12 protein-coding genes are annotated in these 12,042 nt (G+C 40.4%); 4 read left to right on the top strand and 8 right to left on the bottom strand.

Going from position 1 to position 12,042, the window contains the following annotated elements; all coding sequences use genetic code 11:
* Positions 1 to 138: 138 nt before the first annotated feature.
* Positions 139 to 798, bottom strand: a complete 660-nt coding sequence (locus ACWIUD_RS11435; RefSeq protein WP_454149207.1) for a hypothetical protein — start codon at positions 796 to 798, stop codon at positions 139 to 141.
* Between the two features lie 107 nt (positions 799 to 905).
* Between ACWIUD_RS11435 and guaA the strand changes: the two genes are divergently transcribed.
* From guaA to ACWIUD_RS11420, 3 genes are read left to right on the top strand one after another with little or no spacing between them, the layout of a single operon-like run.
* On the top strand, positions 906 to 2,726 hold the full coding sequence (guaA, locus tag ACWIUD_RS11430) for a glutamine-hydrolyzing GMP synthase (RefSeq protein WP_454149205.1): 1,821 nt from the start codon (positions 906 to 908) through the stop codon (positions 2,724 to 2,726).
* A 4-nt stretch (positions 2,727 to 2,730) separates the two neighbouring features.
* The gene (locus ACWIUD_RS11425; protein WP_454149203.1) at positions 2,731 to 4,902 is read left to right on the top strand and encodes an AAA family ATPase; all 2,172 of its coding nucleotides are present in this window, start codon (positions 2,731 to 2,733) and stop codon (positions 4,900 to 4,902) included.
* Positions 4,895 to 6,298: an McrC family protein gene (locus tag ACWIUD_RS11420; RefSeq protein ID WP_454149201.1), complete on the top strand. Its 1,404-nt coding sequence runs from the start codon at positions 4,895 to 4,897 to the stop codon at positions 6,296 to 6,298. Before ACWIUD_RS11425 ends, ACWIUD_RS11420 begins: the two co-directional genes overlap by 8 nt.
* Before the next feature lie 19 nt (positions 6,299 to 6,317).
* Here ACWIUD_RS11420 and ACWIUD_RS11415 read toward each other — a convergent pair whose 3' ends face one another.
* The 7 genes from ACWIUD_RS11415 to tatB are packed head-to-tail and all read right to left on the bottom strand — an operon-like array spanning position 6,318 to position 10,530.
* Positions 6,318 to 6,548, bottom strand: coding sequence for a hypothetical protein (locus ACWIUD_RS11415; protein WP_454149199.1), 231 nt, complete (start codon positions 6,546 to 6,548; stop codon positions 6,318 to 6,320).
* Complete coding sequence (locus tag ACWIUD_RS11410; RefSeq protein ID WP_454134805.1) at positions 6,493 to 6,699, bottom strand: PP0621 family protein; 207 nt, start codon at positions 6,697 to 6,699, stop codon at positions 6,493 to 6,495. Before ACWIUD_RS11410 ends, ACWIUD_RS11415 begins: the two co-directional genes overlap by 56 nt.
* Complete coding sequence (gene rsmG / locus ACWIUD_RS11405) at positions 6,684 to 7,262, bottom strand: 16S rRNA (guanine(527)-N(7))-methyltransferase RsmG (RefSeq protein WP_454149197.1); 579 nt, start codon at positions 7,260 to 7,262, stop codon at positions 6,684 to 6,686. Before rsmG ends, ACWIUD_RS11410 begins: the two co-directional genes overlap by 16 nt.
* Positions 7,263 to 7,269: 7 nt before the next feature.
* Entirely contained in the window at positions 7,270 to 8,379 is a 1,110-nt protein-coding gene (gene queA / locus ACWIUD_RS11400) for a tRNA preQ1(34) S-adenosylmethionine ribosyltransferase-isomerase QueA (protein WP_454149195.1), read from the bottom strand.
* Complete coding sequence (gene tatC, locus ACWIUD_RS11395; protein WP_454149193.1) at positions 8,372 to 9,097, bottom strand: twin-arginine translocase subunit TatC; 726 nt, start codon at positions 9,095 to 9,097, stop codon at positions 8,372 to 8,374. The genes queA and tatC overlap by 8 nt, the downstream gene beginning before the upstream one ends.
* Positions 9,098 to 9,101: 4 nt before the next feature.
* On the bottom strand, positions 9,102 to 9,944 hold the full coding sequence (locus tag ACWIUD_RS11390) for a hypothetical protein (protein ID WP_454149191.1): 843 nt from the start codon (positions 9,942 to 9,944) through the stop codon (positions 9,102 to 9,104).
* A complete protein-coding gene (gene tatB, locus ACWIUD_RS11385) occupies positions 9,931 to 10,530 on the bottom strand; it encodes a Sec-independent protein translocase protein TatB (RefSeq protein WP_454149189.1) in 600 nt (199 codons plus the stop codon). The genes ACWIUD_RS11390 and tatB overlap by 14 nt, the downstream gene beginning before the upstream one ends.
* Positions 10,531 to 10,607: 77 nt before the next feature.
* Between tatB and serS the strand changes: the two genes are divergently transcribed.
* Complete coding sequence (gene serS / locus ACWIUD_RS11380; RefSeq protein ID WP_454149188.1) at positions 10,608 to 12,038, top strand: serine--tRNA ligase; 1,431 nt, start codon at positions 10,608 to 10,610, stop codon at positions 12,036 to 12,038.
* Positions 12,039 to 12,042 lie beyond the last annotated feature (4 nt).

The following is a 12,042-nucleotide window of genomic DNA, read 5'->3' as shown; positions in this document are numbered from 1 at the left end:
TATTTGAGTGAAAGTGTGTGAAAATCGTGGGGGTTGCGCTAGATTCTGCGATTTTGTGTCAAAAACGCATTTTCTCGCAATTGCAAAAATGGAGCAACTTTTGCGAATTTTTGAGGGATTTTTGGATGGACACGCAATTTATAGCACATTTATCATCAAACTCACGCTGTGTGTGGTTTGTGGGCTAATGCCACCTTTTTTGCCATAAAAAGTTGCACGATATATTATGTCCAAATTCAGCGGAAAATACTTAAATAGCGCAACTCCAGCCTCCACATAGCCACCATTGAAATTAGCCCCGTGTGGCGAAGTAGAGTTGCTATATCCCCCGCCAAGCAAAAATGATAGCGGTTGAATGATAGGCGAATTATACATTATCGGGTAAGTGTAGGGGTGCAGATACGCCACAAGTCCCACGCTGTGCGTTTTGTAGTCGCTTTTGGTGTAGAGATATTTTAGGCGCAAACCCATATCGATTTCCTCGTCCTCTGCCTCAAAGTAGTTCCACCCCACGCTTACGCCCAAATCCATCGCTACCTTTTTATTGTCCGCGCCAAGCGCATTATTTAAGCGCGAAGTCAAAAAGTTCGCACCGATATGAAATGTCGCCATCTGCAAAATGTTGCCATAAAACATTTTGGTTTCTTCGCTATTTTGCATAAATCCACGCGGTGCAAAGGCATTATTTGCGTCCCACGCGTTGCCTTGCGGATAGTAGATAAAATCATCTGCCACAAGATTCGCGCCAAATGCGCTCAAAATCACCGCCACAAAGGCGAATTTTCGTAGTTTTTTCATTGTTGTCGCTCCATTTTTAAAGATTTAAAGTTGAAATTCTATGAAGCGGTTGTGAATTATTTGTGAAATTTAAGCTAAAATTTCGCATCTTAATACAAGGAATTTTTATGTTTAATCCACAAATAATCGTGCTTGATTTTGGCTCACAATACACGCAGTTAATCGCTAGGCGTTTGCGCGAAATGGGAATCTACACCGAGATAATGCCCTATTTTGAGAGTGCCGAATCGATTCAAGTCAAAAATCCACGCGGGATAATTTTAAGCGGTGGTCCTGCGAGCGTGTATGAAAAGGACGCATATAAGCCTGATTCGCGTATTTTTGAGTTAGGAATCCCTGTGCTAGGGATTTGCTATGGAATGCAATTTATCGCGCATTTTTTCGGTGGGCAAGTGGCAAAGTCAAGCGCACAAGAATTTGGCAAGGCAAAATTAAAGATTTTAGATTTGGGCGAATCTATCGAAACTAATGGCGATTCAAGTAAAGATTCGGGCGAATCTATCGAATCTAACGGCGATTCACGCAAATCTAATGCCGATTCGCTCGGAATTTTTAGTGGTGTGAAGCAAGATTCGATTGTGTGGATGAGCCATAGCGATAAAGTGATTGCCTTGCCTAGCGGATTTAGCGTGATTGCCAAAAGTGAAAATAGCGAGATTTGCGCGATTGCAGATTTTGCGCGGAAAATCTATGCGATACAATTCCACCCCGAAGTGGTGCATAGTGAGTGCGGAGCGCAGATTTTAGAAAACTTTGCGCTAAAAATCTGCGGGGCAAAAAATGATTGGAATATGCACAATTTTGCCGAGATTGAAATCGCCAAAGTGCGAGAAATCGTGGGACTTGGAAACGCGATAGATTGCCACGCAAAATCTAGTGATTTTGCTCGCAATGACAACTCTATTTGTCATACTAAGCATTGCGAAGTATCTCAAAAGTCCAGCGATAGAGATATTTCGGCTTTTTCAAAGTCTCAATATGACAATGGCGCAAACTCCCGCAAAAGTGCCAAAGAGACAACGGTAAGCAAGGTTTTATGTGCGGTAAGTGGCGGGGTGGATTCTAGCGTTGTCGCCGCGCTTTTGCACCGCGCCATCGGGGAGAATCTAATCCCCGTCTTTGTCGATACAGGTTTGCTCCGCGCAGGTGAGAGAGAGGCAGTGGAGCAAATGTTTAGGGAGAATCTACGCGTCCCGCTTATCACCGCAGACGCAAGCGAGCTGTTTTTAAGTCGCTTAAAGGGCATTACCGAGCCAGAGCAAAAGCGAAAAATTATCGGCGAGAGTTTTATCGAAGTCTTTGAACGAGAGGCAAAAAAGCACAACGCAAATGGCGAGATTAAATTCCTCGCGCAAGGCACGCTCTACCCCGATGTCATCGAATCTGTAAGCGTAAAGGGACCAAGTAAGACAATCAAATCTCATCACAATGTCGGCGGACTGCCAGAGTGGATGCGCTTTGAGCTAATCGAGCCACTGCGCGAACTCTTTAAAGATGAGGTGCGGAGCTTGGGGCGCGAGCTAGGAATGCCAGAATCTATGCTTATGCGCCACCCATTTCCCGGACCCGGACTTGCGATTCGCATTATGGGCGAGGTTACGCGCGAGAGCTTGGCGATTTTGCGCGGGGCAGATAGTATTTTCATTGATGAGCTACACAAAAACGGGCTATATGGTAGCGTGTGGCAGGCGTTTTGCGTGCTACTCAATGTCCGCAGTGTAGGCGTGATGGGCGATAATCGCACCTATGATAACACCATCGCACTTCGCGCCGTAGAGGCGATTGACGGAATGACGGCGAGATTTTCACATTTGCCCTTTGAGTTTTTAGAAAAAGTGAGTAATAGAATCATAAACGAAGTAGAGGGGATAAATCGCGTAGTCTATGACATAAGCTCCAAGCCCCCAGCCACGATAGAATGGGAGTGAGATTATGAATAGCATTGCAAATATTAAGAAAAACAGCGATGATTTTGAAAAATTTAAAGCTGGGATTGAAAAGTTTTTTAGTAGAGTTGATGAAAATACCCAAAATCACAAAGATATAGATGATTATTTTAATTTTTTGCATAAATATAATTATAAGGCTAGTTGTGGTTTTGGCAAAGGTAATTTATCTAATAAACCATATATTGTATTTATAAGGCGAGATTCTAACTATGATACTGCTTCAAAAGGCGTCTATTGCAGAATAAATATTGAAAGAGGAACTGATAGCGTTGAGATTATCATAAATGAATCTAAAACAAACAAAATAAAATATAAAGCACAACAAGATTGCGAACAATACAACAGAAATAAGCAGTGCAATTTTAAAAGAGATAATTTAGATTCCATAGTCGAGCAGGTATTAAAAGATATGGAATGGTTTGCAAATCTTTCGGTAGATTCAATCAAAGATACTGCTAACGATAATCTAAAAACTAATGATGATTCAATCCAAAACAAAGGAAACGCAATGAAAGATAAAAACTATACTCCACCACTTAATCAAATCCTTTATGGACCGCCGGGCACAGGCAAGACTTACAATACTATAAATAGGGCTTTGGAAATTTTAGGCGTTGAAATTCAAGGTAAGAGCCGAGCAGAATTAAAAGCTGAATTTGATAAATTTCGCACAAATGGACAAATCGCGTTTGTAACCTTTCATCAAAGTTTTTCCTACGAGGAATTTGTCGAGGGGATAAAGCCAAAATTAGTAGTTTCTAGCGAGGGTGCGGAATCGAGCGAGATGAGCTATGAAATCAAAAGCGGAATCTTTAAGCAGATTTGCGATAGGGCTTTACATAAAGAATATAAACCAAAAAATGAAACTTTGGGTTTGCAGGTAAGCGATAAAACAAAAGTTTGGAAAATATCAATAGTTGCAAAAAATGAAGATAAAAAGTTGAGAGAAACTATTCTAAAACATTGTTTTGACAACAATGAAATTAGGATTGGGTGGAGCGACAACAAAACACCAGAACAAATAAGTATGCTTGGTAGAAACAATCAAAGCAGTATCTATCAATTTGAAAATGAAGCAGATATAGGAGATATGGTTTGCGTCTTTGATAGTGCCAAAGGCGATGTGAGCGGTATTGGCATAATTGAAAGTGAATTTTTTTGGGACAAAGAACCCAAAAATAAAGAAATGGAATTGTATCCAAGAGCAAGAAAAGTAAAATGGCTTTCCAAAGAACAAATCAATATTTTTGATTTGAATGGTGGGGTTAAACTTACATTAAAAACATTCTATTTGCTTGATAGAGTTAATGCAATTGCGTTGCTTAATAAAATCAATAAATTAGGAGAATATGAATTAGTTGAGGATAATACAAAAAAGCCATTTATATTGATTATTGACGAAATCAATCGTGGGAATATTAGCAAAATTTTAGGCGAACTCATCACGCTTATCGAGCCTAGTAAGCGAATCGGCGCGAGTGAGGAACTGCGCATAACCCTGCCATATAGCAATGATAGCTTTGGAGTGCCTAGCAATCTCTACATAATCGGCACGATGAATACCGCTGATAGAAGTATCGCATTGCTTGATACCGCGCTTCGTAGGCGGTTTGAGTTTGTAGAAATGATGCCCGATTATGAGGAATTGCAAAAAATATGGCTGGTAAATGAAATAGGTAAAAAAGATAGCAGTATAGAATCTTGGGAGGGAATAAAAGGTGATGACGGACTTTATCGTTCGCAAATTCTTTTCAAAATTCTTACAGCTATAAACAATCGCATAGAATTTTTGCTTGACAGAGAGCATACCATAGGACACGCATTTTTCTTTGAAAAGGCTAAATTTTACAAAAATAATGAATTAGAATGGTATGAACTTACGCTTGAATCGCTCAAAGAAATCTTTGCAAAGAAAATTATCCCGCTGTTGCAGGAATATTTTTATGATGATTATGCCAAAATTAGCGCGGTGCTAAATCATAATGGAATAATTAAGGCTTTTTCGCAGAGCGATTTGGGCGTGAAGTTGAGCGATGATTTTGTCGATAGCGAAAAGCGCGTGTATCGCATTAGCGATGCGCATTTGTGGGATATAGAGACTTTCACTAAAATCTATCAATCAAACGATTCGCGCGAATCTAGCGACAATGAGTAATAATAACACCCTTTGTATCGCCGAGTGGCAAGCATTTGGCGTGGAGGATATATGCAAGTCATTGCGAGGCTTTGAAAAAGCCGAAGCAATCCACGAATCAAAAATAGATTGCCACGAATCTGCTGACGCAGATTCTCGCAATGACAACAAACTGCACGACAAAGCCAGAAAAATTTTCAATGAGCTAAAAGATTTTGCAAATCAAAAAGGAAACTTTGATGATAGGAAAGGCAATCATATATTTCTAACGCCCTACCGCAACAATCAACTACAAGCACGCAATTATGTCGGGCTTATCCAAACAAAAAGCGGGTTTTGTTTAGAGATTTTGCCAAAGACTTTTCGCACAGCAAATGAAAATGAGGGCTTTGAAAACCACCAAAATAAAATAAACGAGGCAAAGGACATTTTGCTAAAAATGTTGCAAACTTTGCGCGATTCGCCATTCAAGCAAAGCCACATTTCAAACCTCAAAACGCACAAATTCCCCTTGCTAGAAATCTTTGCCAATATGTTTTTAGACGAGTTAGAGTGCCTTATCAAAAGGGGCATAAAGAGCGACTATGTCGAGTGCGAGGAAAATCGCGCGTTTTTAAAAGGCAAACTGCTTTTTACGCAGAATCTCAGGCAAAATCTTGCACACAAAGAACGATTTTACACCGCTAGTGATGAGTTTATCACCGATATTGCGCCAAATCGCCTTATCGTTAGCACCCTTTTGCTGCTAAGCAAATGTAATTTTAGTGCTAAAACAAGCACGCGGATTTTGCAAAGTCGCTTTGTGTTTGATGAAATCGCCCCAAGTCAAAACTATGACAAAGACTTCGCAAAATGTGCGAATCTAAGGCATTTTAAGAGCTATGAGATTTTGCTTTTGTGGTGCAATGTGTTTCTTAAACGCCATAATTTTATGCCCTATCAAGGCGATAAAAAGGCGTTCGCATTGCTATTTGATATGAATAAACTCTTTGAGAGTTTTGTGGCGTTTTATTTGAAAAAGGCACTCACAAATCACATTGTCAAAACCCAAGATAAAAGCAAATATCTTATTAAAGGCGATAAATTTAATATAAAACCTGATTTAGTCATTTATCATAAAAATGCTAAATTAGAAAATCCACCAAAAATTATCGCCGATACGAAGTGGAAAATTTTGGATTTTGGCAAAGATGATTGCGGAATTTCGCAGGGCGATTTGTATCAGCTCTTTGCGTATTTGGCGAAGTATGAGTGCGAAAATGGACTTTTGATTTTCCCAAAGATTGATGGAGAGAGCGCACCGCAAACTTTTATTTATAAAGCAAAGTCAAATTTAGGCGAAGTGAAATGCCACAAGCTTCAAATCCACTTTTTTGACTGCCAAAATCCAAGCGAGATTCTGCGAATTTTGAGTTAGATTCTGCGTTTCGCAGAATCTAATATAGTTTATGCTTTTTTTGCGCTAGATTCTGCGATTTTTTGTGTGATTTTTGCGCTAGATTCTGCGTTTTTAAACGCTTCGCAGAATCTGTTTTTTGGATTGCTTCGTTGTGTTCGCTTCGCTCACACTGCCTCGCAATGACGAAATGCGCCGCAGAATCTAATCCATTTTTATCCCAAGCATTTTGTGCTACAAAAATATTTATTGCCCTTTTTGATTGCCTCATCTTTTGCGGTGTAAGTGCCACAAACCGCGCATTCTACCATTTCAAAGGATACTTCATCGTTTTTTTGCGAATCATTTCGCAGTGATTTTTTGCGAAAAAACAAAAAATATACCGCCACAATAATGCCTAAAAATATCAGTAATTTTCCCATTTTATTACCTCGCTTTTTGATTTGTAAAAGATTTTTGCGCTAGATGCTGCGATATTTGTATTTTCCGCGCTTTTTGCGATAGATTCTGCATTTTTTGTGTAAAGCAAAAAATGCCCATTTTCATCTAAAAATCGCGCAGATAGCGCAATAATTGTGCTACGCTTAGCAAATGCGCGTGAAGTGATTAAGTCAATCTTTGGTAATGTGCTAATTTCTTCAATGCGACTTTTCAAAATTCTTATATTTTTTAGGTTTAAATTTATAGCGATAATATTTAAAAAACTCGCTCTTTTGATTTGTGGCTCAACCAAAATAAACTCGCACTGCGGGAGCGAAATCGCTAGTGGAATCGCTGGGAATCCGCACCCACTGCCAATATCAAGCGCGATTTGAAAATCGCCGATAAATTCTAATGGCGCAATCGAATCGGCGATATTTTGCATAATATCCGCCTTTGTTTTGTAGCCTGTGATATTGTGCGTTTTGCTCCACACAAGCAATTCATCGCAAAAAATTTCAAATTTGTCCGCATAGTTTTTTAGCAAATTACTTGTATTTTTCATAATAAACCTACAATATCAGCATACAATCGCCATAAGAGTAAAATTTGTATTTTAAATTTTGTGCGATTTGGTAAATTTCAAGCGTCTTATCAAGCCCGATAAATCCCGCTACAAGCATAATTAGCGTGGATTTTGGCAAGTGAAAATTTGTCAAAATATGCGAAGTTTTGCGCGGTGGATTTAGCGGATTTATAAAAATATCGCATTCGCCATAAAAATCACCATTTTTATTAGAAATTTGATTTTGCGCTAAATGCTCCACGCACCTTGTGGCAGTCGTGCCTACGCACAAAATTTCACGCGCATTTGCAATCATTTCTGCGCTCTCACGCGCCACAAAAAACGATTCGCGGTGCATTTTGTGCGCCGTAATGTCGGCAGATTCGACAGCAAAAAATGTCCCAGCCCCGATATGTAGGCTCACAAAGCAATGCGGACGCGCTTTAATCTCGCGCATATCATCATCACTAAAATGCAAACTTGCCGTAGGCGCAGCGATTGAGCCAATATTTTTGGCAAAAATGCTTTGATAGTCATTTGAATCAGCTTCATTGTCGCTTCGTTTGATATAGGGCGGGAGCGGAATATGCCCGTGTGCTTCTAAAAATGCCAAAATTGCGCATTCATCTAAAATCTCATCATTGCGACAAAATTCTACTTCGCGTAGTCCATTTTCACACAATTTGCGCACTTTTGCGCTCACGCCATCGCTAAAATTTATGCAATCGCCCACGCGCACTTTGCCTTTAATCTGCACCAAAAATCTATGCCGTGAATCTGCGTTAGATTCGCCATTAGATTCGCCCAAATATTTATGATATAAAAGCTCGATTTTTGCCCCGCTTGACTTTACTCCGTAGATTCGCGCATTTATTACTTTTGTGTCATTTAGCACCATTAGGCAATTTTGCGGGATAAAGTCCCAAATTCGCGCAAAAGTCGTGTGCGTGATAGAATCCCGCGCCCTATCATACACCAAAAGTTTTGCCACACTCTTTGGCATCGTGGGCTTACTAGCAATGAGGCTTAAATCTAGCTCGTAGTCGTAGCTTGTCAGTCGTTTTAGCCGTGCCAAATCATTAAGATTTGTCGAATCTTTTAGTGCAAATTCACTCATTGTCTTTTGGCTCGGGATTTACGAAGCGCACGATGATTATGGATAGTCCATAAAGCAAGATTAACGGGATTGCCATCAAAAACTGCGTGATGACATCAGGTGGCGTGAGAAATGCCGCTAGGATAAAGATTAACACGATTGCCACGCGAAAAAAGCCAATTAGCGTTTTGTCGCTGATAAGCCCTAATTTGGCTAGAAAATAGCACACCACAGGCAATTCAAAGGCGATTCCAAAGCCTATCATAACTTTTGCAAAAAATCCCGTGTAATATCCAATGCTAGGCGTTGCGACAAAGTCTTTTGCGTTGCCAAAATTGATAAGATAATCTAACCCGATAGGAAACACCACATAGTAGGCAAATAACGCACCGCCTAAAAACATAAGCGTCCCAAAAAGCACGAAGGGCAAAATGAGCTTTTTTTCGTTTGAATAAAGTCCCGGCGCGATAAAAAGCCAAATCTGCCAAAAAATCACAGGCAAAGCGACAATGATTGCGGCAAAAAATGAGACTTTGATAGCCGTCAAAAATGCCTCGCCTACTTGCAAAAATACGGGTTTTGAGCCTTGTGGCAGGACTTTTATGAGTGGCTCTAACATCCACCCTAAAATCGCTTCATTAAAGCTAAAACAAATCGCAAATGCTATGATGAGCGCGAGTGCGGAGGTTACGAGCCGTTTGCGTAAATCGATTAAGTGGGGTTTTAAGTCTTCAAGCATTATTTTATCCGTTTTTCAATTTGTGTCTTTGGTATGCAAAATTCGCCATTGCGAGATTTGGCGTAGCAAATCTTATGGATTGCTTCGTTGCACTCGCTTTGCTTCGTGCGCCTCGCAATGACGAATCTATTTTAGATTCTGCGTTTTTTGTGCGATTCGCATTAGATTCTGCGAATGCAGAATCTAAAAAAAATCCGTGCGAAGCACCCTTAATCTCGCCCGCTTCGTGGTGCAAAAAATCGGATTCAAGGTTGCAGTAGTGCAACCGCCGATTTTTTGCTAGAAGCGGATTAAGCGAGGCACTCCCCCTAAAAGCGAAAAGCGGCAGCTTTTGGCGCGTAGGGGGAGCGGGGTGGGGGGTGCAGCCCTTTTGCGAAAAAATAAGGGATTTTAAAGTGAAATTAGGCGACAAAATCGCAGAATCGCAGAATCTAAAATGAGATACTTCGCTTCGCGAAGTCAGACAAATATTTTTAGATTCGCCAAAATTCGCAGAATCTAAAAAAGATTTGGGCGATTCGCACGGATTTGATTTTTTTGTAGATTGCCACGAAAATTCGCTACGCTCATTTTCTCGCAATGACGAATCTTTTTTAGATTCTGCGTTTTTTGTGCGATTCGCAGAATCTAATAATATTTTTTTAGATTGCCACGATTTGCTTCGCAAATCTCGCAATGACGAAATGGGGGCAGATTCTGCGTTATTTTCGCTGTTTTTTTTATTAGATTCTGCTTTCGCAGAATCTACCCACCCCCTAACCCCCTCCGCAAGGGAGGGGGGACAAAATGCAGATTCTGCGTTTTTATGCAAGATTCTGCGATTTATACTCATTTTATTTATTTTCATTTTTACTCTTTTTTGTAGTTTTTGCTTTTGGTGTGCGTTTTTTAGGCGCAGAATCTGCGCTAGATTCTGCGATTTTTGGTTTTAAAGCGCGCTTTTTCGCAGAATCTGCGCTTTTTTTGGTATTTTTTGCTTCGCTCAAAGTGGCAACTTTTTTAGATTCTGCGTTTTTGGGTATTAAATTTCGTTTTTTAGATTCTGCGTTTTTGGGTGTTAAAACGCGCTTTTTCGCAGAATCTTTTGTTGATTTTGCGCTAGATTCTGCGATTTTATTTTGCATTTCTTTACCCATATTTTCGACTTCATCAAAGGTGCTTTTTACGCGCTCAAAGTCCGCATCCTGCAAAATTTCATCCTTTAATTTCAGCGCAGAATCTTCAAATTTTTTCTTGTATTCTAACGCGTCTTGCTTCATTTCAGTGATATGAATCTCCCTATCTAGCGACTCTTTTGCGTCATTTATCGTCTTTTTTACGGCGCGAAGGAACTTTGCGAACTTTACAAACGCATCTGGCAGTTTGTCAGGACCCAAGAAAATCACCGCAATGATGGCAATCACAAGGATTTCGCCAAACGAAAAATCAAACATTTTCCACCCCTAAAATTAAAATCGTTATTGTATAATATTTTGCGTTATAATTCTAAAATTTTTTTAAAGGGCATTTGATGATTGATATAAAGTCGCTATTGAATGATTTTTCCCGCACAGCGGAGCGTTTGGGGGCAAAGGGCGTGGATTGCGCGAAGCTTGATTTTCTAAAACAATGCGTTGAAAAGTATAAAAGCACTTTGCAGAATTTAGAATCGCTTAGAGCAGCGCAAAATGCGAAGTCAAAGGACTTTTTTGAGAGAAAAAAAGCTGGGGCGAATTCTGCGGATTTACAAAATGAGTTAGCCAATCTAAAAGCAGAGATTTCACGCGCGGAGTGCGAATTTCGCATTATCGAATCACAAACAAATGAGCTTTTATTAGAAATCCCAAATATCCCTGATGAGCGGACACCTTTTGGCAAGAGTGAGAGTGAAAATGTGGAGATTAAAAAAATCGGCACTCCAAAGGACTTTGACTTCGCACCAAAGGCGCACTATGAGTTAGGCGAATCGAATAAATGGATTGATTTTGAAGTGGGCGTGAAACTTGCCAAATCGCGCTTTTCACTGCTTCGCGGGGGCGCGGCAAAGCTAAATCGTGCGCTTATAAATTTTATGTTGGAGCATAATTCCGCATTTGGCTTTGAAGAAATCGCCACGCCCGTGATTGTGAATAGGGATTCGCTTCTTACCACAGGGCAACTGCCAAAATTTGAAAATGATATGTTTAAAATCGCAAGTTTTATTGATACAAGCACTGAGAGCCCTGAATCTAGCAAAACTAACGATTCGCGCGGAAGTATTGTGAGCGAGAAATCGGGGTTGTGCGGTTGTGAGCGAGAAAATAGAACTGATGGTTCATTGACGAAGCGAACAACAAATCTCCCCGATTTATCGCCACAAGACAATCGCGCATTACAAAAAGGACACGATTTATATTTGATTTCTACCGCCGAAATCACGCTAACAAATATGTATAGAGACTGCATTATTTCGCTTGAAACTCTGCCACTTAAACTTTGCGCCTATACGCCTTGCTTTCGCAAAGAGGCAGGGAGTGCGGGGCGCGATACGCGGGGGATTATTAGGCAACATCAATTCGACAAGGTCGAGTTAGTAGCGATTACCACGCAAGAGCGAAGCGATAAAATGCAGGATTTTATGGTGGAGGTGGCAAGTGGCATTTTGCAAAAATTGGAGCTTCCGCATAGAATGATTCAGCTGTGTAGCGGAGATTTGGGGTTTAGCGCGAGTAACACAATCGATATTGAAGTGTGGTTGCCTTACCAAAACTGCTACCGCGAGATTAGTTCAATAAGCAATACGCGCGATTTTCAAAGCAGACGCGGGAGGATTCGCTACAAAGATGGCAAAAAAAATATTTTAGCACACACGCTAAATGGCTCATCTTTGGCTGTGGGGCGGACTTTGGTGGCGATTATGGAGAATTATCAGCAAAAAGATGGCGAAATCGCTATCCCCACCGCGCTAAAAAAATATTTATAGGATT

The organism is Helicobacter sp. 23-1044 (genome assembly GCF_053654695.1).
The sequence above is the reverse complement of the archived record's forward strand: the minus strand, read 5'-3'. Positions and strand labels throughout refer to the sequence as shown.

Coding starts and splice junctions, on each gene's coding strand:
- ACWIUD_RS11435 (WP_454149207.1), bottom strand. CDS start 798: ATGAAAAAACTACGAAAATTCGCCTTTGTGGCGGTGATTTTGAGCGCA.
- guaA (WP_454149205.1), top strand. CDS start 906: ATGTTTAATCCACAAATAATCGTGCTTGATTTTGGCTCACAATACACG.
- ACWIUD_RS11425 (WP_454149203.1), top strand. CDS start 2,731: ATGAATAGCATTGCAAATATTAAGAAAAACAGCGATGATTTTGAAAAA.
- ACWIUD_RS11420 (WP_454149201.1), top strand. CDS start 4,895: ATGAGTAATAATAACACCCTTTGTATCGCCGAGTGGCAAGCATTTGGC.
- ACWIUD_RS11415 (WP_454149199.1), bottom strand. CDS start 6,548: ATGAGGCAATCAAAAAGGGCAATAAATATTTTTGTAGCACAAAATGCT.
- ACWIUD_RS11410 (WP_454134805.1), bottom strand. CDS start 6,699: ATGGGAAAATTACTGATATTTTTAGGCATTATTGTGGCGGTATATTTT.
- rsmG (WP_454149197.1), bottom strand. CDS start 7,262: ATGAAAAATACAAGTAATTTGCTAAAAAACTATGCGGACAAATTTGAA.
- queA (WP_454149195.1), bottom strand. CDS start 8,379: ATGAGTGAATTTGCACTAAAAGATTCGACAAATCTTAATGATTTGGCA.
- tatC (WP_454149193.1), bottom strand. CDS start 9,097: ATGCTTGAAGACTTAAAACCCCACTTAATCGATTTACGCAAACGGCTC.
- ACWIUD_RS11390 (WP_454149191.1), bottom strand. CDS start 9,944: ATGAAAATAAATAAAATGAGTATAAATCGCAGAATCTTGCATAAAAAC.
- tatB (WP_454149189.1), bottom strand. CDS start 10,530: ATGTTTGATTTTTCGTTTGGCGAAATCCTTGTGATTGCCATCATTGCG.
- serS (WP_454149188.1), top strand. CDS start 10,608: ATGATTGATATAAAGTCGCTATTGAATGATTTTTCCCGCACAGCGGAG.